The organism is Streptomyces sp. NPDC107471 (assembly GCF_055582845.1).
The window spans coordinates 65,396-85,567 of record NZ_JBVJPC010000012.1 but is presented as its reverse complement, the minus strand read 5'-3'; the positions used below and the strand labels follow the sequence as shown (position 1 = coordinate 85,567).

General features: G+C 71.3%; 13 protein-coding genes. 11 read left to right on the top strand and 2 right to left on the bottom strand.

Features of this window, described 5'->3' with window-relative positions; translation table 11 throughout:
• The first annotated feature begins 1 nt into the window (after position 1).
• From ACZ66S_RS33455 to ACZ66S_RS33440, 4 genes are read left to right on the top strand one after another with little or no spacing between them, the layout of a single operon-like run.
• Positions 2-2,203 carry a WD40/YVTN/BNR-like repeat-containing protein gene (locus ACZ66S_RS33455; RefSeq protein WP_469905321.1) on the top strand — a complete coding sequence of 734 codons (2,202 nt, stop codon included), beginning with the start codon at positions 2-4 and terminating at the stop codon, positions 2,201-2,203.
• Positions 2,200-4,182 carry a beta-galactosidase gene (locus ACZ66S_RS33450; RefSeq protein ID WP_469905320.1) on the top strand — a complete coding sequence of 661 codons (1,983 nt, stop codon included), beginning with the start codon at positions 2,200-2,202 and terminating at the stop codon, positions 4,180-4,182. Before ACZ66S_RS33455 ends, ACZ66S_RS33450 begins: the two co-directional genes overlap by 4 nt.
• A complete protein-coding gene (locus ACZ66S_RS33445) occupies positions 4,179-6,401 on the top strand; it encodes a glycosyl hydrolase family 95 catalytic domain-containing protein (RefSeq protein WP_469905319.1) in 2,223 nt (740 codons plus the stop codon). Before ACZ66S_RS33450 ends, ACZ66S_RS33445 begins: the two co-directional genes overlap by 4 nt.
• A 39-nt stretch (positions 6,402-6,440) precedes the next feature.
• The gene (locus ACZ66S_RS33440; protein WP_469905318.1) at positions 6,441-7,154 is read left to right on the top strand and encodes a glycoside hydrolase family 12 protein; all 714 of its coding nucleotides are present in this window, start codon (positions 6,441-6,443) and stop codon (positions 7,152-7,154) included.
• Positions 7,155-7,258: 104 nt separating this feature from the next.
• Here the strand turns inward: ACZ66S_RS33440 and ACZ66S_RS33435 are convergent, their stop codons facing one another.
• Together ACZ66S_RS33435 and ACZ66S_RS33430 are read right to left on the bottom strand one after the other, a co-directional pair.
• The gene (locus ACZ66S_RS33435) at positions 7,259-9,307 is read right to left on the bottom strand and encodes a glycoside hydrolase family 31 protein (RefSeq protein ID WP_469905317.1); all 2,049 of its coding nucleotides are present in this window, start codon (positions 9,305-9,307) and stop codon (positions 7,259-7,261) included.
• A gap of 91 nt (positions 9,308-9,398) precedes the next feature.
• Positions 9,399-10,412, bottom strand: coding sequence for a LacI family DNA-binding transcriptional regulator (locus ACZ66S_RS33430; RefSeq protein ID WP_424877807.1), 1,014 nt, complete (start codon positions 10,410-10,412; stop codon positions 9,399-9,401).
• 451 nt (positions 10,413-10,863) lie between these two features.
• Here ACZ66S_RS33430 and ACZ66S_RS33425 point away from each other — a divergent pair, with 451 nt between their 5' ends.
• The 7 genes from ACZ66S_RS33425 to ACZ66S_RS33395 all read left to right on the top strand — a co-directional run bounded on the left by ACZ66S_RS33425 (position 10,864) and on the right by ACZ66S_RS33395 (position 20,156).
• Positions 10,864-12,795, top strand: a complete 1,932-nt coding sequence (locus ACZ66S_RS33425; protein WP_469905316.1) for an acyl-CoA dehydrogenase family protein — start codon at positions 10,864-10,866, stop codon at positions 12,793-12,795.
• A 75-nt stretch (positions 12,796-12,870) separates the two neighbouring features.
• Complete coding sequence (gene dxr, locus ACZ66S_RS33420) at positions 12,871-14,127, top strand: 1-deoxy-D-xylulose-5-phosphate reductoisomerase (protein WP_469905315.1); 1,257 nt, start codon at positions 12,871-12,873, stop codon at positions 14,125-14,127.
• Positions 14,128-14,135: 8 nt separating this feature from the next.
• Positions 14,136-15,428 (top strand): M50 family metallopeptidase, encoded by a 1,293-nt coding sequence (locus ACZ66S_RS33415; protein WP_469905433.1) that lies wholly within the window; start codon positions 14,136-14,138, stop codon positions 15,426-15,428.
• Positions 15,429-15,598: 170 nt separating this feature from the next.
• Complete coding sequence (gene ispG / locus ACZ66S_RS33410) at positions 15,599-16,756, top strand: flavodoxin-dependent (E)-4-hydroxy-3-methylbut-2-enyl-diphosphate synthase (RefSeq protein ID WP_469905314.1); 1,158 nt, start codon at positions 15,599-15,601, stop codon at positions 16,754-16,756.
• Between the two features lie 218 nt (positions 16,757-16,974).
• Positions 16,975-17,823, top strand: a complete 849-nt coding sequence (locus tag ACZ66S_RS33405) for a GNAT family N-acetyltransferase (protein ID WP_469905313.1) — start codon at positions 16,975-16,977, stop codon at positions 17,821-17,823.
• A gap of 25 nt (positions 17,824-17,848) precedes the next feature.
• On the top strand, positions 17,849-18,379 hold the full coding sequence (locus ACZ66S_RS33400) for a GNAT family N-acetyltransferase (RefSeq protein ID WP_469905312.1): 531 nt from the start codon (positions 17,849-17,851) through the stop codon (positions 18,377-18,379).
• 73 nt (positions 18,380-18,452) lie between these two features.
• The gene (locus ACZ66S_RS33395) at positions 18,453-20,156 is read left to right on the top strand and encodes a proline--tRNA ligase (protein ID WP_469905311.1); all 1,704 of its coding nucleotides are present in this window, start codon (positions 18,453-18,455) and stop codon (positions 20,154-20,156) included.
• Positions 20,157-20,172: the final 16 nt, after the last annotated feature.

Sequence of the window (20,172 nt, the reverse complement as noted above, 5' to 3'; positions counted from 1 at the left end):
CATGCTTGCGTCCAGACTTGGCCGGCGTGCTGTTCTTGCCGGGACCGCGGCCGCCGCCGCGATCACCGCTCTTCCGTCCCTCTCGGGGACCGCCGAGGCCGCCACCCCCTCCTACCGCTGGCGCCAGGTCGTCATCGGCGGCACCGGATTCGTCACCGGCGTCCTCTTCCACCCGTCCGTCCGCGGGCTCGCCTACGCCCGTACCGACATCGGCGGCGCCTACCGGTGGGACGACCGGAGCGCGCGCTGGACCCCGCTCAACGACGACCTCGGGTGGGACGACTGGAACCTGCTCGGGGTCGAGGCCATGGCCGTCGACCCCGCCCACCCCGACCGGGTCTACCTCGCGCTCGGCACCTACGCGCAGTCCTGGGCCGGCAACGGGGCCGTGCTGCGCTCCGAGGACCGGGGCGCCACCTGGGCGCGGACCGACCTCTCCGTGAAGCTCGGCGGGAACGAGGACGGACGCGGGACGGGGGAGCGGCTGCTCGTCGATCCCCGGGACAGCGACACCCTGTGGCTCGGGACCCGCCATGACGGGCTCCTCAGGTCCACCGACCGGGGCGCCACCTGGGCCGCCGCGACCGGCTTCCCCGGGACTCCCACCGGCGGCGGCCAGGGCGTCACCCTGCTCGTCGCCGCCGGACGCACGCTGTACGCCGGCTGGGGCGACTCCGACGGCACCACCGCCACCCTCTACCGCACCCTCGACGGCTCCACCTGGGAGGCCGTCCCCGGACAGCCCTCCGGCAGGAGCGCCAAGGTACCGATCCGGGCCGCGTACGACTGCCACACCCGCGAGCTGTACGTCACCTACGCCGACGCCCCCGGCCCCAACGGTCAGTCCGACGGCAGTGTGCACAAGTTGGCCACCACGAGCGGCAGATGGACGGACGTCACCCCGGTGCAGCCGGGCGGGACCACGAGCGACGGTTCCCCCGACACCTTCGGGTACGGCGGGGCCGCCGTGGACGCCCGCCGCCCCGGCACGGTCGTCGTCTCCACCAACAACCGCTGGGCCGCCGTCGACACCCTGTACCGGACCACGGACGGCGGCCGCACCTGGACCTCCCTCAAGGACACCGCGGTGCTCGACGTGTCCGAGACCCCGTTCCTCACCTTCGGCGCCGACAAGCCCAAGTTCGGCTGGTGGATCCAGGCCCTCGCCGTCGACCCGTACGACTCCCGGCACATCGTCCACGGCACCGGCGCCACCCTCTACGGCACCCGGGACCTGAGGCACTGGGCCCCGCAGATCCGCGGCCTGGAGGAGACCTCGGTACGGCACCTCCTCTCGCCCCCGACCGGCGAGGCGCACCTGCTCAGCGGGCTCGGGGACGTCGGGGTCATGTACCACGAGCGGCTCACCGCCTCGCCCTCGCGCGGGATGGCCTCCAACCCGGTGTTCGGGTCGGCGACCGGACTCGCGCAGGCCGCGGCCGAGCCGTCGTACGTCGTGCGCACCGGCTTCGGCGACCACGGCAACGGCGCCTTCTCGAACGACGGCGGCAGGACCTGGGCCCCCTTCCCGGCCCAGCCCGCCCTCGCCAAGGACGCGCCGGGGCCGATCGCCACCAACGCCGACGGCAGCGTGCTGCTGTGGACCTTCGTGCACTGGGACGGCACCAAGTACCCGGCCCAGCGCTCCACGGACAACGGCGCGACCTGGTCCGAGGTCGCCACCTTCCCCAAGGGCGCCACCCCGCTCGCGGACCCGGCCGACCCGGCGCGCTTCTACGCGTACGACACCGACACCGGGACCCTGTTCGCCAGTACGGACGGCGGGCTCACCTTCGCCGGGCGCGCGGGCGGACTGCCCTCCGGCGACAGCCAGTTCCAGCTCGCCGCGGCCCCGGGGCGCTCCGGCGACCTGTGGCTGAGCACCAAGGGGAACGGCCTGTACCGGTCCACCGACGGCGGGGCGACCTTCACCAAGGTGCCGAGCTGCTGGGCCTCGTACACCCTGGCCTTCGGCAAGGCCGCCGACGGTGCCGACTACCCGGCGGTCTACCAGGTCGGCTCCACGGAGACGATCACCGCCGTGTACCGCTCCGACGACGCCGCGAGGACCTGGGTGCGGGTCAACGACGACCGGCACCAGTGGGGCTGGATCGGCGCGACCATCGCCGCCGACCCGCGGCTGTACGGCCGCGTCTACATCGCCACCAACGGGCGGGGCATCCAGTACGGGGAGCCGGCGTGAGCCCGGGCCTCCAGGACGCCACCCGCGGCCGCATCCTCTTCGGCGGCGACTACAACCCCGAGCAGTGGCCCGAGGAGACCTGGCACGAGGACGTCCGGCTGATGCGGGCCGCCGGCGTCAACTCCGTCACCCTCGGCGTGTTCTCCTGGGCGAAGCTCGAACCGCGGCCGGGAGAGCGGGACTTCGGCTGGCTGGACCGGCTGATGGACCTCCTGCACGAGAACGGCGTCGGAGTCGTCCTCGCCACCCCGACCGCCTCGCCGCCGCCGTGGATGGGCCACCTCCACCCCGACACCCTGCCCGTCACCGAGGACGGCCGCACCGAGCACTGGGGCGGCCGCCAGCACTTCTCCCACTCCAGCGCCACCTACCGGCGGTACGCCGCCGCCGTCACCGAGGACCTCGCCGCCCGCTACGGCGGCCACCCGGCCCTCACCATGTGGCACATCAACAACGAGTACTGCACCTACGACTGGAGCGACCAGGCCGCCGCCCGCTTCCGCACCTGGCTCCAGGGCCGCTACGGCACCCTCGACGCCCTCAACTCCGCCTGGGGCACCGCCTTCTGGAGCCAGGGCTACGGCGACTGGGCCGAGATCCACACGCCCCGCCAGGCCCACTACATGAAGAACCCCACCCAGGTGCTGGACTTCAAGCGGTTCACCTCCGACATGCTCCTGGAGTGCTGCGTCGCCGAGCGGGACATCGTGCGCCGGGCCACTCCGCACATCCCCGTGACCAGCAACTTCATGCCGCTGTGGGTCGGCCAGGACGCCTGGCGCTGGGCCGCGGAGGAGGACGTCGTCTCCGTCGACCTCTACCCCGACCCGCGTGATCCGCTGGGCGCCCAGCAGGGCGCCCTCGTGCAGGACATGACCCGCTCGCAGGCGCGCGGCCCCTGGATGCTGATGGAGCAGGCCGCGGGGCCGGTCAACTGGCGGGGTGTGAACCATCCCAAGCCCCGGGGCCTGAACCGGCTCTGGTCCCTCCAGGCCGTCGCCCGCGGCGCCGACGCCGTCTGCTACTTCCAGTGGCGCCAGTCCCGGCAGGGTGCCGAGAAGTTCCACTCGGGGATGGTCAGTCACGCGGGGGAGGAGGGCCGCACCTACCAGGAGGTCAAGCAGCTCGGCGCCGAACTGGCCGCACTGTCCCCGCATGTGACGGGCAGTCACACCGACAACGACATCGCCGTCCTGCACGACTGGGACGCCTGGTGGGCCGGCGCCCAGGAGGGCCGGCTCTCCCGCGAGGTCGACTACCCGGACGTGCTCCGGGCCTGGCACCGCGCCCTGTGGGAGGCCCACCTCACCACCGACTTCGCCCACCCCGGACACGACCTCACCGCCTACAGGCTGGTCGTCGTCCCCCAGCTCTACGCCCTCACCGACCAGACGATCGACAACCTCCTCGCGTACGTCCGCCAGGGCGGCACCCTCGTCTCCGGCTTCCTCACCGGCGTCGCCGACGAGGACGACCGGGTACGCCCCGGCGGCATGGACGCCAGGCTGCGCGAGCTGTTCGGCATCCGCGTCCTGCACGAGTGGTGGCCGCTGGACGCGGGGGAGCACGCCGAGTGCGACGGCCCCTCCGGCGCGTTCCGCGGCACGCTGTGGTCGGAGGAGATCGAGAAGAGCGCGGACGGGACCACGGAGGCCGCCTACCAGGGCGGTGAGCTCGACGGGCTGCCCGCCGTGCTGCGCAGGGGCCGCGCCTGGTACCTCTCCACGCTCCCCGAACCGGACGCGCTGCGCGGTCTGCTCGCCGGGATCGCCGCCGACGCCGGGGTCCGGCCGGTCCTGGACGCCCTGCCAGACCAGGTCGAAGCCGTCCGCCGCGGCGACCTGCTGTTCCTCCTCCACCACGGACGCGGCACGGTGACCGTCACCGTGCCGGGCACCCACCTCGACCTGCTGACCGGGAGGACCGTCACCGACGAGGTGGTCCTGGGCCGCCACGGAGCGGCGGTGCTCCGGCCATGACCGACGGACCCGTCCACGGCACCTGGGAACCCCGGCCGGCCGCGCGCTGGGAGGACGGCTTCCTCAGCGGCAACGGCCACCACGGCGCCCTCCTCTTCGGCGGCCCGGGCGACGAGCGGGTCGTCGTCACCCACCACACCCTCGTCCGCCCCAACGGTGCCGAGCATGCCCGCCCGCCCCGCCTGGCCGCCGAACTCCCCGCACTCCAGGACCGGTTGCTCGCGGGCGAGCTCGACGCGGCCGAGGACTTCACCGACGGCCGCCCACTCCAGTGGGTGCAGCCCTTCCACCCCGCCTTCCAGATCCGGCTGCGCCGCCCGCGCACGGCCACCGGCGGCTACCGCCGGTCCGTCGACTTCACCACCGGCGTCCTGGACACCGAGTGCGGGGAGGGGCACGGCCGGGTCTTCGTCTCCCGCGCGGACGACGTCATCGTCCAGCACGTCGAGGCGGCCGACCTGGTCGTCTCGCTCGACCACCGGCTCCCGGGCGCCCCCCACACCCTGCTGGTCGGCCAGAGCATCGTCCGCGCCGCCGACGGGGCCCTGCTCACCCTGCGCGTCCGCCACCCCGGCAGCGACCGCCGCTACACCGGCATCACCCTGGTCGTCCCCACGGGCGGCGCCCGTACCGCGCTCGTCACGCCCGGCGTCCACATCACCGGCGCCGAGTCCGTCCTGCTGCTGACCCGCGTCGTACGCCACACCGGCGAGCTGGACACGGCACCCCATGTCGAGGCCCTGCGCGAGCTGGTCCCCGAGCCCGAGGTGCCGTCCGAGGCGGAGTCCGCGTCCGACGCCTACGCCCGGCTCCTCGACCGGCACGTCTGCGTGCACCGGCCCGCCTACGCGCGCGTCACCCTCGACCTCGGCGCCGACCCCGCCGAACGCGCCCTTCCCGGCTCGCAGTTGCTGGTGAAGCCGGAGAGCCCGGCGCTGCTGGAACGCCTCTTCGCCGCCGGCCGCTACCACCTGCTCTCCGCGAGCGGCCTCCTCCCGCCCCGCCTCACCGGCCTGTGGACCGGCGACTGGAACACGGCCTGGTCGGGGGCGTTCACCCACGACGCTAACCTCAACCTCCAGACCGCCTCCGCCGCGAGCGCCGCCCTCCCCGAGGTCACCGAAGCCCTCGCCGCCCTGGTCGACCGGCAGATACCCGACTGGCAGGACAACGCCCGCGAGATCTTCGGCACCCGGGGCATCGTGGCCCCGCCGCACTCCGACGGCGAGTCCGGGCTGACGTACCACTTCAGCCGGGAGTACCCGCTTCACCTGTGGACCGCGGGCGCCGACTGGCTGCTCAAGCCGCTCGTCGACCACGACGAGACCCGTGGCGAGCAGGACCCGCGCACCGCTCGCGCACTCGCCGAGGCCGCCCTGTTCTACGAGGACTTCCTCACCCGCACGGACGCCGGGGGCCATGTCGTCGTCGTGCCCTCCTACTCACCCGAGAACCGCCCGGCGAACGGCAGTTGGGGCGCCGTCAACGCGGCCATGGACCTCTCCGCCGCCCGGCACGCCCTGCGCACGGCCGCCGCCTACCACCCCGGGAAGGCGCAGGCCTGGCGGGCCCTCGCCGACCGGCTCCCCCCGCACCGCGTCAACGCCGACGGAGCCCTCGCCGAATGGGCCTGGCCCGGCCTCGACGACACCTACGACCACCGCCACCTCAGCCACCTGTACGGCGTCTGGCCGCTCGACGAGATCACCCCGTACGACACCCCCGAACTCGCCGAGGCGGCGCACCGCGCCCTCGAACTCCGGGGCTCCGAGAACGACTCGGCCCACGGACACCTGCACCACGCCCTCGTCGCGGCCCGGCTGCGCGACGGCGAACGGGTCGCGCACGCCCTCGGCCAGGTCCTCGGAGGCGACTTCTTCCACGACTCGCTGATGAGCGCGCACTACCCCGGCCGGGACGTCTACAACGCGGACGCCGCCCACACCCTGCCCGCCGTCGTCGTCGAGATGCTGGTGCAGTCGACACCGGACCGGCTGGTACTGCTCCCGGCGGTTCCCGCCGACTGCCCCCGCGGTGAACTGCGGGGCGTCCGCACCAGGTTCGGGGCCGACCTCGACCTCACCTGGAGCCCCACCGAAGCGACCGCGGTGCTGCGCCCCACCCGCACCCACCGCGTCGAACTCCGGACTTCCTCCGGCGCCGAGCCCTTCGAACTCGTCGCCGGGGAGGACCACGTCCTCCGTCTGGAGGCGTGGTAACCACCCCCGCACATCCCCCCACCCATGGAAAGGGACACCATGGCAAAGAGCACCCTGAGCAAGATCACCACGGCGGTGCTGGCCCCGGCGATGGCCGTCGGCGCCCTCGTCGGTCTCGCCTCCGCCCCCGCGTCCGCCGCCGTCTGGAGCACCTGCGACCAGTGGGGCAACACGACCCTGAACGGCTACACGCTCTACAACAACATCTGGGGCTCGGGCGCCGGCAGCCAGTGCATCTGGGCCAACTCCGGCACCAACTGGGGCGTCAACGCCAACCACCCCAACACCGGCGGCATCAAGTCCTACCCCGACTCCAAGAAGGTGATCAACAAGTCGATCACCTCGCTCGGATCGCTCTCCAGCAACTACAACGTCACGGTCCCCTCGTCCGGCGCGTACAACACGTCGTACGACATCTGGGACACCGACTACGACTACGAGATCATGCTCTGGGTCAACAAGACCGGAGCCGTCGGCCCGCTCGGCACCTCGCAGGGCAACGTGACGCTCGGCGGCCACACCTGGACCGTCTACAAGGGCAGCAACGGCGCGAACGAGGTCTTCTCCTTCATCCGCACCTCCAACTCCAGCTCCGGCAGTGTCAACATCCTCCCGATCCTGAAGTGGATCAAGGACACCAAGGGCTGGTTCGGCAACGAGACCATCGGGGACGTGCAGTTCGGCTTCGAGATCACCAGTTCGTCCGGCGGACTGAACTTCACCACCAACAACCTGACCGTCAGCAGCAGTTGACGGCGCGGGGTGGGGTCGCGCGGAATCCCCGCGCGACCCCACCCCCTTCAGGGGCGCCGGGAACTGCGCGACCGGCCCCCACGGCGCCGCACCCGACGAACGACCTAGCGCGGCTCGTCCTGAATCGGCAACCGCGCCCCGTCCCGCAGGAACAGCGGAATCCGGTCCAGCGGCGCGGCAACCGTCACCGTCCTGCCGCCCCCGTACGTCTCCCCGGTCCACGCGTCGGTCCAGACGGCCCCCGCCGGAAGGTACGCGGTACGAGCCGTCGCACCGGCGGTGAGCACCGGCGCGACCAGGAGATCCGGGCCGAACAGGTAGGCGTCGTCGACCGTCCACGTCGCCTGGTCCTCCGGGAACTCCAGGAACAGCGGCCGCATCGGGGTCAGCCCCTCCTCATGGGCCTCCCTCATCACCCGCAGGACGTACGGCTTCAGCCGCTCGCGCAGCCGCAGGTACTTCTCCAGGATCGCGCCGGCCTCCTCGCCGTACGACCACACCTCGTTCGGGCCGCCGGTCATGTCCGGGCCCAGCGGCATGCCCGGGTCACGGAAGCCGTGCAGCCGCATCAGCGGGGACAGCGTGCCGAACTGGAACCAGCGGACCATGACCTCCCGGTACGCCGGGTCGTCCGGGTCGCCGCCGTGGAAGCCGCCGATGTCGGTGTTCCACCAGGGGATGCCGGACATCGCGGTGTTGAGGCCGGCCGCGATCTGGTGCCGCAGGGTCGGGAAGTCGGTGCCGATGTCACCGGACCACAGGGCGGCCCCGTAGCGCTGACTGCCCGCCCAGGCCGAGCGGTTGAGGGTGACGACCTCCTCGCCGGCGGCGCTCAGGCCCTCGTGGAAGGCGCGGGAGTTCTCGGCCGGGTACATGTTGCCGACCTCCAGGCCGGGCCCCGCCCAGTAGCGCAGGTTCTCCTGGAAGCCCGGCTTGAGCTCCGGCTCGCAGGCGTCCAGCCAGAACGCCGTGATGCCGTACGGCTCCAGGTAGTTCTCCTTCACACGCGACCACATGAACTCCCGGGCCTCCGGGTTCGTCGCGTCGTAGAAGGCGACCTGGACGGTCGAGGCGACCCCCTTGTCGGGCCAGTCGGCGTGCGCCATCGGGCCGTACTGGGTGCCGATGAACCACCCGCGCTGCTCCATCAGGGAGTGGTTCTCGCTGAGCGGCGACACCGACGGCCAGACGCTCACCACCAGCTTGATGCCCAGCTCCTCCAGTTCACGGACCATGGCCGCCGGGTCGGGCCACTCCGCCGGGTCGAACTTCCACTCGCCGAGGTGCGTCCAGTGGAAGAAGTCGCAGACGATCGCGGAGATCGGCAGCCCGCGGCGCTTGTACTCCCGTGCCACGGAGAGGAGTTCGTCCTGGGTGCGGTAGCGCAGCTTGCACTGCCAGAAGCCGGCCGCCCACTCCGGCAGCATCGGGGTACGGCCGGTCACCGCGCTGTAGCGGCGCTGACCGTCGGCCGGGGTGCCCGCGGTGATCCAGTAGTCGATCTGGCGGGCCGAGTCGGCCACCCAGCGGGTGCCGTTGCGGGCGAGTTCCACGCGGCCGATCGCCGGGTTGTTCCACAGCAGGGTGTAGCCGCGGCTGGAGGCGAGGACCGGGATGCCGACCTCGGCGTTGCGCTGGATCAGGTCCAGGACCAGGCCCTTTTGGTCCAGCCTGCCGTGCTGGTGCTGGCCGAGCCCGTACAGCTTCTCGTCGTCGTAGGCGGCGAAGCGCTGCTCCAGGCGGTGGTGGCCGTTGCCGACCGCGGTGTACAGGCGCGAGCCGGGCCACCAGAAGTGGGCGCGGGCCTCGGCGAGCAGCTCGGCGGAGTCCTCGGTGCGCAGGAAGCGGAGCTGTCCCTCGGCGTCGACGTGGACGGTCAGCGCGCCCACGGTCAACTGGGCCTCCCCGTCACCGATCTTGACCGTGCTCTCGGTGGCCGGCGGTTCGTCGAGCAGGGCGCCCGGCAGTCCCTCCAGGACGGGTCCGCCGAGCCGGGCCCGCACCCGCACCGCGTCCGGGCCCCACGGCTCGACGCGCACGGTCTCCTGGCGCCCGCTCCACTCCAGCGCGCCGTCCCGCTCCCGGAACGTGCCGACGGTGGGGGAGGACTGCGCGAGGCTGACCTTGGGCTGGATTTCGGCAGGCTGATTCACGAGGAGTGCTCCTGAAGGAATGCAGACAGGGGCGTGCCGCACAGGAACGGGACGCGGGGTGTGAGGTGTGTGGGGTCCGGTGGGTGAGGCGTCAGGACGCCGAAGGGGCCGGGCCGGTGCTCGCCCGGACCGTCAACTCGGGCTCGATCAGGACGACTTCGTCCTCACCGCGACCCTCCAGCTTGGCTACAAGACGCTCCAGGGCGTGCCGGCCCATCTCCTGGGCGGGGATGGCGACCGAGGTCAGCCGCACCGAGGCCTGGACGGCGACCTGTTCGGGGCAGATCGCGACCACGGAGACGTCCTCGGGGATGGCCCGGCCCTGCTGGCGCAGCAGCGCGAGCAGCGGCTCCACGGCCTGTTCGTTCTGCACGACGAAGCCCGTGGTGGACGGGCGCTCGTCGAGGATGCGGGCGAGGGTCACGGCCATCGCGTCGTACCCGCCCTCGCACGGCCGGTGCAGCAGGCGTACGCCCAACTCCTGCGCGCGCGACCGGAGTCCGTCCAGGGTGCGCTCGGCGAAACCGGTGTGCCGTTCGTAGACCGCGGGCGCCTCACCGATGACAGCGATGTCGCGGTGCCCCAGCTTCGCGAGGTGCTCGACGCACAGCGCGCCGGTGGCCCGGAAGTCGAGGTCGACGCAGGTCAGTCCGGAGGTGTCGGCGGGGAGGCCGATGAGCACGGACGGCTGGTCGGTGCCGCGCAGCAACGGCAGCCGCTCGTCGTCGAGTTCGACGTCCATCAGGATCATCGCGTCGGCGAGCCCGCTGCCGGTGACCCGTCGGACCGCGTCGGGGCCCTCCTCGCCGGTGAGCAGCAGGACGTCGTACCCGTGGGTCCGGGCGGTGGTGGCCACCGCGATGGCGATCTCCATCATCACCGGCACGTACATGTCGGTGCGGAGCGGGATCATCAGCGCGATGATGTTCGACCTGCTGCTGGCGAGGGCGCGGGCGCCGGCGTTCGGGTGGTAGCCGAGCTCGCGGATGCTCTCCTCGACCCGCTGCCGGGTGCTCGTCGAGATGGACCGCTTGCCACTGAGGACATAGCTCACCGTGCTCGCCGAGACTCCGGCGTGCTGGGCGACCTCGGCGAGGGTGACCATCCAGCTCTCCAAGCTTTGTGAAGCGCTTCGACAGTGCGCAGTACGAACAAGGGCGGGTGGGGGTGGTTCGACAGTAGCTTCCCCGCGAGTAGGTGTCCATAGGTTGTCGAAGCGCTTCGACAGACACTCCGGAGCGCACCGCAGACGGCCGCCGACGAGATGGGCACCGTACCTCCAGGCCGGGCCCCTGTTCCGCCGACGGCCCTTCGGGGCAACGGCGACTGCAACCCCCCAGGGGCGCGGGGAACTGCGCGACCGGCCACGACGCACCCGCAGCCATCCGACAACCCGGCGGGCGACCCGCTGGACACCTGACCGCATTTCGTCGACATGGGCCGAACGGCCGCGCGAGGGGTGGTGACCTCGCCCCGGATCAGGTACATACGATCGGGTAGCACCCGTCGGTAACCATACGGCCCCCAAGATCCCGATTCACGACGAGGTGAGCCCGATGTCCGCACCGTCCACCCAGCCCGTCGTCACCGAGCGCGAGGCCCGCGAGGTGGCGGAGGCCGCCCGTGAGCAGGACTGGCGCAAGCCCAGCTTCGCCAAGGAACTGTTCCTCGGCCGGTTCCGGCTCGACCTCATCCACCCCCACCCCATGCCCCCCGAGGAGGACGCCCGGCGCGGCGAGGAGTTCCTGGCCGCGCTCCGCGACTTCTGCGAGACCAAGGTGGACGGCGCCCTCATCGAACGCGAGGCCCGCATCCCCGACGACGTCGTGGCCGGCCTCAAGGAGCTCGGCGCGTTCGGCATGAAGATCGACACCAAGTACGGCGGCCTCGGCCTCACCCAGGTGTACTACAACAAGGCGCTGGCCCTCGCGGGCTCCGCGAGCCCCGCGATCGGCGTGCTGCTCTCGGCCCATCAGTCGATCGGCGTACCGCAGCCGCTCAAGCTGTTCGGCACCCAGGAGCAGAAGGAGAAGTTCCTGCCCCGGTGCGCCCGCACCGACATCAGCGCCTTCCTCCTGACCGAACCGGACGTCGGCTCCGACCCGGCACGCCTCGCCACCACGGCCGTGCCCGACGGGGACGACTACGTCCTCGACGGAGTGAAGCTGTGGACCACCAACGGCGTGGTCGCCGACCTCCTCGTCGTCATGGCCCGTGTGCCGAGGTCCGAGGGCCACAAGGGCGGCATCACCGCCTTCGTCGTGGAGACCGACTCACCCGGTGTCACCGTCGAGAACCGCAACGCCTTCATGGGCCTGCGCGGCATCGAGAACGGCGTCACCCGCTTCCACCAGGTCAGGGTCCCGGCCGCGAACCTCATCGGCAAGGAGGGCCAGGGTCTCAAGATCGCCCTGACCACCCTCAACACCGGCCGCCTCTCGCTGCCCGCCTCCTGCGTGGCGGCCGGCAAGTGGTGCCTGAAGATCGCCCGTGAGTGGTCCGCGGCCCGCGAGCAGTGGGGCAAGCCCATCGCCCACCACGAAGCGGTCGGCTCCAAGATCTCCTTCATCGCGGCGACCACCTTCGCCCTGGAGGCCGTCCTCGACCTGTCCTCCCAGATGGCCGACGAGAACCGCAACGACATCCGCATCGAGGGCGCCCTCGCCAAGCTCTACGCCTCCGAGATGGCCTGGCTCGTCGCCGACGAACTCGTCCAGATCCGCGGCGGCCGCGGCTTCGAGACCGCCGAGTCCCTGCGGGCCCGCGGCGAGAAGGCGGTCCCCGCCGAACAGGTCCTGCGCGACCTGCGCATCAACCGCATCTTCGAGGGCTCGACCGAGATCATGCACCTGCTGATCGCCCGCGAGGCCGTCGACGCCCACCTGTCCGTCGCCGGCGACCTCATCGACCCGGAGAAGTCCCTCGGCGACAAGGCCAGGGCCGGCGCGAACGCGGGTGTCTTCTACGCCAAGTGGCTCCCGAAACTGGTCGCGGGCCCGGGCCAACTGCCGAACTCCTACGCCGAGTTCAAACGCGAGGTCGACCTCTCGACGCACCTGCGCTACGTCGAACGCACGGCCCGCAAACTCGCCCGCTCCACCTTCTACGCCATGTCCCGCTGGCAGGGCCGCATGGAGAGCAAGCAGGGCTTCCTGGGCCGGATCGTCGACATCGGCGCCGAGCTCTTCGCGATGAGCGCGGCCTGCGTGCGCGCCGAACTCCTCTACACCACCGAACCCCACGGCCGCGAGGCCTACCAGCTCGCCGACGCCTTCTGCGAGCAGTCCCGCCTGCGCGTCGAGGAACTCTTCGGCCGCCTGTGGCACAACACCGACGACCAGGACCGCAAGGTCGTCAAGGGCGTGCTCTCCGGCACCTACGCCTGGCTGGAGGACGGCATCGTCGACCCCTCGGGCGAGGGCGTCTGGATCGCGGACGCGACCCCCGGCCCCTCCGAGAAGGAGAACGTCCACCGCCCCGTCCGCTGACCCCGCACGACAGCGCGCCCCCCGAGAGGGGGACGCGCTGTCCTCCTACACCGCCCTTACGGCCACAATGGAGGAATGAGCGACAGTCCAGCCCCTCTCGCCGATCCGCACCTGGTCTACGACCCTCTCGCGGGCGACGGCCCCAAGGACGTGGTGATCCTCGGCTCCACCGGCTCGATCGGCACCCAGGCCATCGATCTCGTGCTGCGCAACCCCGACCGGTTCCGGGTCACCGCGCTGTCCGCCAACGGCGGCCGGGTCGCGCTCCTCGCCGAGCAGGCGCACCGGCTGAGGGCGCGGACCGTCGCCGTGGCCCGCGAGGACGTCGTACCGGAGCTGACGGAAGCCCTGAAGGCGCGCTACGGCACCGGCGAACCGCTCCCCGAGATCCTCGCGGGACCGGACGCGGCCACACAGGTCGCCGCCTCCGACGCGCACACCGTGCTCAACGGCATCACCGGCTCCATCGGACTCGCCCCCACCCTCGCCGCCCTGGAGGCGGGCCGCACCCTCGCGCTCGCCAACAAGGAGTCGCTCATCGTGGGCGGCCCGCTGGTCAAGGCCCTCGCCAAGCCCGGGCAGATCATCCCCGTCGACTCCGAGCACGCGGCCCTCTTCCAGGCCCTGGCCTCCGGGACCCGCGCCGACGTGCGCAAACTGGTCGTGACCGCGTCCGGCGGCCCCTTCCGCGGCCGTACGAAGGAAGAACTCGCGAACGTCACCGTCGAGGACGCCCTCGCCCACCCCACCTGGGCCATGGGCCCGGTCATCACGATCAACTCCGCGACCCTCGTCAACAAGGGCCTGGAGGTCATCGAGGCGCACCTCCTCTACGACATTCCCTTCGACCGCATTGAGGTGGTCGTGCATCCCCAGTCGTATGTCCACTCGATGGTTGAGTTCACGGACGGATCCACGATCGCCCAGGCGACGCCCCCCGACATGCGCGGGCCGATCGCCATCGGCCTCGGCTGGCCCGAGCGGGTCCCCGACGCGGCGCCCGCCTTCGACTGGAGCAAGGCGTCGACGTGGGAGTTCTTCCCGCTCGACAACGACGCGTTCCCCTCGGTCAACCTTGCGAGACACGTCGGACAGCTCGCGGGCACGGCCCCGGCGGTGTTCAATGCCGCCAACGAGGAGTGCGTGGAGGCCTTCCGGGCCGGCGCACTGCCGTTCAACGGGATCATGGAGACCGTGACCCGGGTGGTGGACGAGCACGGCACCCCGCGCGGGGGAACCTCGCTCACCGTCGCGGACGTCCTCGAAGCGGAGACCTGGGCGCGGACCCGGGCCCGGGAACTGACGGCACAGACGGCGGAGGCCCGTGCATGACGACCCTGATGTTCATCCTCGGCATAGTGCTCTTCGCCTTCGGCCTCCTGGTGTCGATCGCGTGGCACGAGCTGGGGCACCTGTCCTTCGCCAAGCTCTTCGGCATCCGCGTGCCGCAGTACATGGTCGGCTTCGGCCCGACCGTCTGGTCGCGGAAGAAGGGTGAGACGGAGTACGGCATCAAGGCCGTCCCCTTCGGCGGCTACATCCGCATGATCGGCATGTTCCCGCCCGGCGACGACGGCCGGATAAGCGCCCGCTCCACCTCGCCCTGGCGGGGCATGATCGAGGACGCCCGCTCGGCCGCCTTCGAGGAGCTCCAGCCCGGCGACGAGAAGCGCCTCTTCTACACCCGCAAGCCCTGGAAACGCGTCATCGTGATGTTCGCGGGCCCCTTCGCGAACCTCGTCCTCGCGGTCGCCCTGTTCCTCACCGTCCTCATGGGCTTCGGCATCTCCCAGCAGACCAACACGGTCAGCTCGGTCTCCAAGTGCGTCATCGCCCAGAGCCAGAACCGCGAGAACTGCAAGGCCTCCGACCCGGCCTCCCCGGCCGCGGCCGCCGGCCTCAAGGCGGGCGACAGGATCGTCGCCTTCGACGGCGTGCGCACCGACGACTGGAACAAGCTCTCCGACCTCATCCGGGCCAACCCCGACAAGACCGTCCCGATCGTCGTCGAGCGCGACGGCAAGGACGTCACCCTCACGGCGAAGATCGCCAGCAACCAGGTCGCCAAGAAGGACTCCAGCGGCCAGTACGTCCAGGGCGAGTACGTCACCGCCGGCTTCCTCGGCTTCAGCGCCGCCACCGGCATCGTCAAGCAGGACTTCGGCGACTCCGTGGTCTGGATGGGCGACCGCGTCGGCGACGCCGTCGACTCCCTCGCCGCCCTGCCCGGCAAGATCCCCGCCCTGTGGAACGCGGCCTTCGGCGACGCCCCGCGCGAGCCGGACTCCCCGATGGGCGTGGTCGGCGCGGCGCGGGTCGGCGGCGAGATCTTCACCCTGGACATCCCGCCCACCCAGCAACTCGCCATGGCGCTGATGCTGGTGGCCGGCTTCAACCTCTCCCTGTTCCTGTTCAACATGCTCCCGCTGCTGCCCCTGGACGGCGGCCACATCGCGGGCGCCCTGTGGGAGTCGCTGCGCCGCAACCTGGCGAAGGTGCTCAAGCGCCCGGACCCGGGCCCGTTCGACGTGGCGAAGCTGATGCCGGTCGCCTACGTGGTGGCGGGGATCTTCATCTGCTTCACGATCCTCGTCCTGATCGCCGACGTCGTTAACCCGGTGAGAATCTCCTAGTCATGCGGCGTTGCGGGCGGCCCGGTGTGCTTCACGCCGGGCCGCCTTCGATTGAGTGGGTTTGACCTCGGCGATGTGCTCGTGCCCGCGCCCGTGCCGTAATCTCGAAGCCTGGAGCCCGCCGCTGACGGGACCTGGACCTTGATCCACGACTTGGGGTTGCACAGCAGATGACTGCGATTTCTCTCGGCATGCCGTCCGTTCCGACCAGGGTTGCCGAGCGCCGCAAGAGCCGGCAGATCCAGGTCGGGTCTGTGGCGGTCGGCGGCGACGCCCCCGTCTCCGTGCAGTCGATGACGACGACGCGTACGTCCGACATCGGCGCCACCCTCCAGCAGATCGCCGAGCTCACCGCCTCCGGCTGCCAGATCGTGCGCGTGGCCTGCCCCACGCAGGACGACGCCGACGCCCTCGCGACGATCGCCCGGAAGTCCCAGATCCCGGTCATCGCCGACATCCACTTCCAGCCCAAGTACGTCTTCGCCGCCATCGAGGCCGGCTGCGCCGCGGTCCGCGTCAACCCCGGCAACATCAAGCAGTTCGACGACAAGGTCAAGGAGATCGCCAAGGCCGCGCGCGACCACGGCACCCCGATCCGCATCGGCGTGAACGCGGGCTCCCTGGACCGTCGCCTGCTCCAGAAATACGGCAAGGCGACCCCCGAGGCCCTGGTCGAGAGCGCCCTGTGGGAAGCCTCCCTCTTCGAGGAGCACGACTTCCGGGACATCAAGATCTCCGTCAAGCACAACGACCCGGTCGTCATGATCGAGGCGTACAAGCAGCTCGCCGCGCAGTGCGACTACCCGCTGCACCTCGGCGTCACGGAGGCGGGCCCGGCGTTCCAGGGCACGATCAAGAGCGCGGTGGCCTTCGGAGCCCTGCTGTCCCAGGGCATCGGCGACACCATCCGCGTCTCCCTCTCGGCCCCGCCGGTCGAGGAGGTCAAGGTCGGCAACCAGATCCTGGAGTCCCTGAACCTCAAGCAGCGCGGTCTGGAGATCGTCTCCTGCCCGTCCTGCGGTCGCGCCCAGGTCGACGTCTACAAGCTGGCCGAGGAGGTCACCGCGGGCCTGACCGGCATGGAGGTCCCCCTCCGCGTCGCCGTCATGGGCTGCGTGGTGAACGGCCCGGGCGAGGCCCGCGAGGCCGACCTCGGCGTCGCCTCCGGCAACGGCAAGGGCCAGATCTTCGTCAAGGGCGAGGTCATCAAGACCGTCCCCGAGTCCAAGATCGTGGAGACCCTCATCGAAGAGGCCCTGAAGCTGGCCGAACAGATGCAGGACGCGGGCGTCGAGTCGGGCGAGCCGTCAGTGTCGGTGGCGGGCTGACGGGCGGTCTTCGCACGCCGGTCCAGGCATTTCAGCCCGTCCGGCGTTTGAGGACGAGGCCCTTCGGGCCGATGGGGGTCTGGGGGCGCAGCCCCCAGGCACGGCAACCCCAGTCGACAGTCACCGGAAGAGAAACGGCACCCGAACACAGGTCGGCACGGCTCAGCTTCCGCAGGTACAGTGCGGAGATCAGCAGACCCCAGTGTGAGGCCCCGCCCGTGTTGACCCAGACGACCTCCCGGGTCCTCGAACCGAGCGACCTGGACGCCGCGCTCGCCGTCCTCGACCGCGAGCCGGTCGCGAACGCCTTCGTGACGTCGAGGGTCCAGGTCGCCGGCCTCGACCCGTGGCGGCTCGGCGGCGAGATGTGGGGCTGGTACGAGGACGGCATGCTCACGTCCCTCTGCTACGCCGGCGCCAACCTCGTCCCGATCTGCGCGACCCCGCGAGCCGTCCGGGCCTTCGCCGACAGGGCGCGCAGGGCCGGCCGCCGCTGCTCCTCCATCGTCGGCCCCGCCGAACCCACCGCCCAGCTCTGGCGCCTGCTGGAACCGAGCTGGGGCCCGGCCCGCGACGTCCGCGCCCACCAGCCCCTCATGGTCACCGACCGCATGCCCACCGACGTCGCCCCGGACCCGTACGTCCGCCGCGTCCGCAAGGACGAGATGGAGACGATCATGCCGGCCTGCGTGGCGATGTTCACGGAGGAGGTCGGGGTCTCCCCGCTGGCCGGCGACGGCGGCCTCCTCTACCAGGCCCGTGTCGCCGAACTGGTCGGCTCCGGACGCTCCTTCGCCCGCCTCGACGAACACGGCAAGGTCGTCTTCAAGGCGGAGATCGGCGCCGCGACGGACCGCGCCTGCCAGATCCAGGGCGTCTGGGTGGCCCCCGAGTACCGGGGCAGGGGAGTGGCGGCCCCGGGCATGGCCGCGGTGCTGCGCTACGCCCTCGCGGACGTGGCCCCGGTGGTCAGCCTGTACGTCAACGACTTCAACACGGCGGCGAGAAGGACGTACACCAGGGTCGGCTTCAACGAGGTGGGCGCCTTCATGAGCGTCCTCTTCTGAGCGCACCTGCCTGTACGCTCCCCGCATGGACCTCGTCATCGGCCCCCTGGACCTGTCCGCCCACGTGGACGAGGCCCTCGCGGTCCAGGCCATCGCCTTCGGCCTCGGTGCCGACGAGGTGGCGGTCCGCCGCCAGATCGTGCTGCGCCACATGACCTACCCGGGCGCGCGAGCCCTCGGCGCGACCGTCGGCGGCGCCCTCGTCGGCTTCGTGTACGGCATGCCCAACGACCGCACCCACTGGTGGTCCACCGTCGTCGAGCCCTACCTCCGCGCCCGGCACAACGACATGTGGCTCGACGACTCCTTCGTCATCACCGAGCTGCACGTCCACCCGCACCACCAGAACCGCGGCATCGGCCGGTCCCTGATCACCACCATCACCGACGGCGCCGGCCAGCCCCGTTCGATCCTCTCCGCGATCGACACCGACAGCCCGGCCCGCGGCCTCTACCACTCCCTCGGTTACCAGGACCTGGCCCGCCAGGTCCTCTTCCCGAGCGCCCCGAAGCCGTACGCCGTGATGGGCGCCCCCCTGCCGCTGCGCCGCCGCTGACCGATTTCCACCGGCACAGGCCCCCCGGCTAACCTCCTAGCCATCACCCTTTTCCGGCAGGAGTACGAGAATCATGGCCAACGCACCGGTCCAGCGCATGTCCCAGTTGATGGCGAAGACGCTGCGCGACGACCCGGCGGACGCCGAGGTCCTCAGTCACAAGCTGCTCGTGCGCGCGGGGTACGTCCGCCGTACCGCCGCCGGCATCTGGTCCTGGCTGCCGCTCGGCAAGAAGGTGCTGGCCAACGTCGAGCGGATCGTCCGCGAGGAGATGGACGCGATCGGCGCCCAGGAGGTGCTGCTCCCCGCCCTGCTGCCGCGTGAGCCGTACGAGGCGACCGGCCGCTGGGAGGAGTACGGCGCCGAGCTGTTCCGCCTCCAGGACCGCAAGGGCGGCGACTACCTCCTCGGCCCGACCCACGAGGAGATCTTCACCCTGCTGGTGAAGGACCAGGCGTCCTCCTACAAGGACCTGCCGGTCATCCTCTACCAGATCCAGCACAAGTACCGTGACGAGGCCCGCCCGCGGGCCGGCATCCTGCGCGGCCGCGAGTTCCTGATGAAGGACTCCTACTCCTTCGACACCGAGGACGAGGGCCTCGCCCGGTCCTACGCCCTGCACCGCCAGGCCTACCAGAAGGTCTTCGAGCGCCTGGGCCTCGACTACCGCATCTGCGCCGCCACCGCCGGCGCCATGGGCGGCTCCAAGTCGGAGGAGTTCCTCGCCCCCGCCGAGGCCGGCGAGGACACCTTCGCCGACTGCCCGAACTGCGACTTCGCGGCCAACACCGAGGCGATCACGTACGAGTTGAAGCCGGTGGACGGCTCCTCGGTCCCGGCCCTCGAGGAGATCCCGACCCCGGACACCCCCACCATCGAGACCCTCGCCGCCCAGCTCGGCGTCGAGGCCTCCGCCACCCTCAAGAACCTCCTCGTGAAGGTCGACGGCGAGATCGTGGCCGTCGGCGTCCCCGGCGACCGCGAGGTCGACCTCGGCAAGGTCGAGGCGCACTTCGCGCCCGCCGCCGTGGAGCTGGTGACGGCGGAGGACTTCACCGGTCGCCCCGACCTCGTGCGCGGTTACGTCGGTCCCCAGGGCCGTCAGGAGAAGCTGAAGTACATCGCCGATCCGCGCGTGGCCCCCGGCACCGCCTGGATCACCGGCGCCAACAAGGAGCACACGCACGCGAGGAACGTCGTCGCCGGCCGTGACTTCGAGGTCGACGAGTACGTCGACGTCGTGGTCGTGCAGGAGGGCGACCCGTGCCCGAAGTGCGGCACCGGCCTCAAGCTGGACCGCGCCATCGAGATCGGCCACATCTTCCAGCTCGGCCGCAAGTACGCCGACGCCCTCAAGCTCGACGTCCTCGGCCAGAACGGCAAACCGGTCCGCGTGACCATGGGCTCCTACGGCATCGGCGTCTCCCGCGCGGTCGCCGCCCTCGCCGAGCAGTCCGCCGACGACAAGGGCCTGTGCTGGCCCGCCGAGGTCGCCCCGGCCGACGTGCACGTCGTCGCCGCCGGCAAGGCCCTTCAGATCGAACTCGCCCTCGACGTCTCCGAGAAGCTGCGCGAGGCGGGCCTTCGGGTCCTCGTCGACGACCGGGCCGGCGTCTCCCCGGGCGTGAAGTTCACGGACTCCGAGCTGATCGGCGTACCGAAGATCCTGGTCGCCGGCCGCCGTTCGGCCGAGGGGGTCCTGGAGCTCAAGGACCGCCGCACCGGTGAGCGCGAGGAGCTGACGGTGGACGAGGCGATCGCCCGCCTGACCGCCTAGGGAAGCAGCGTCACAG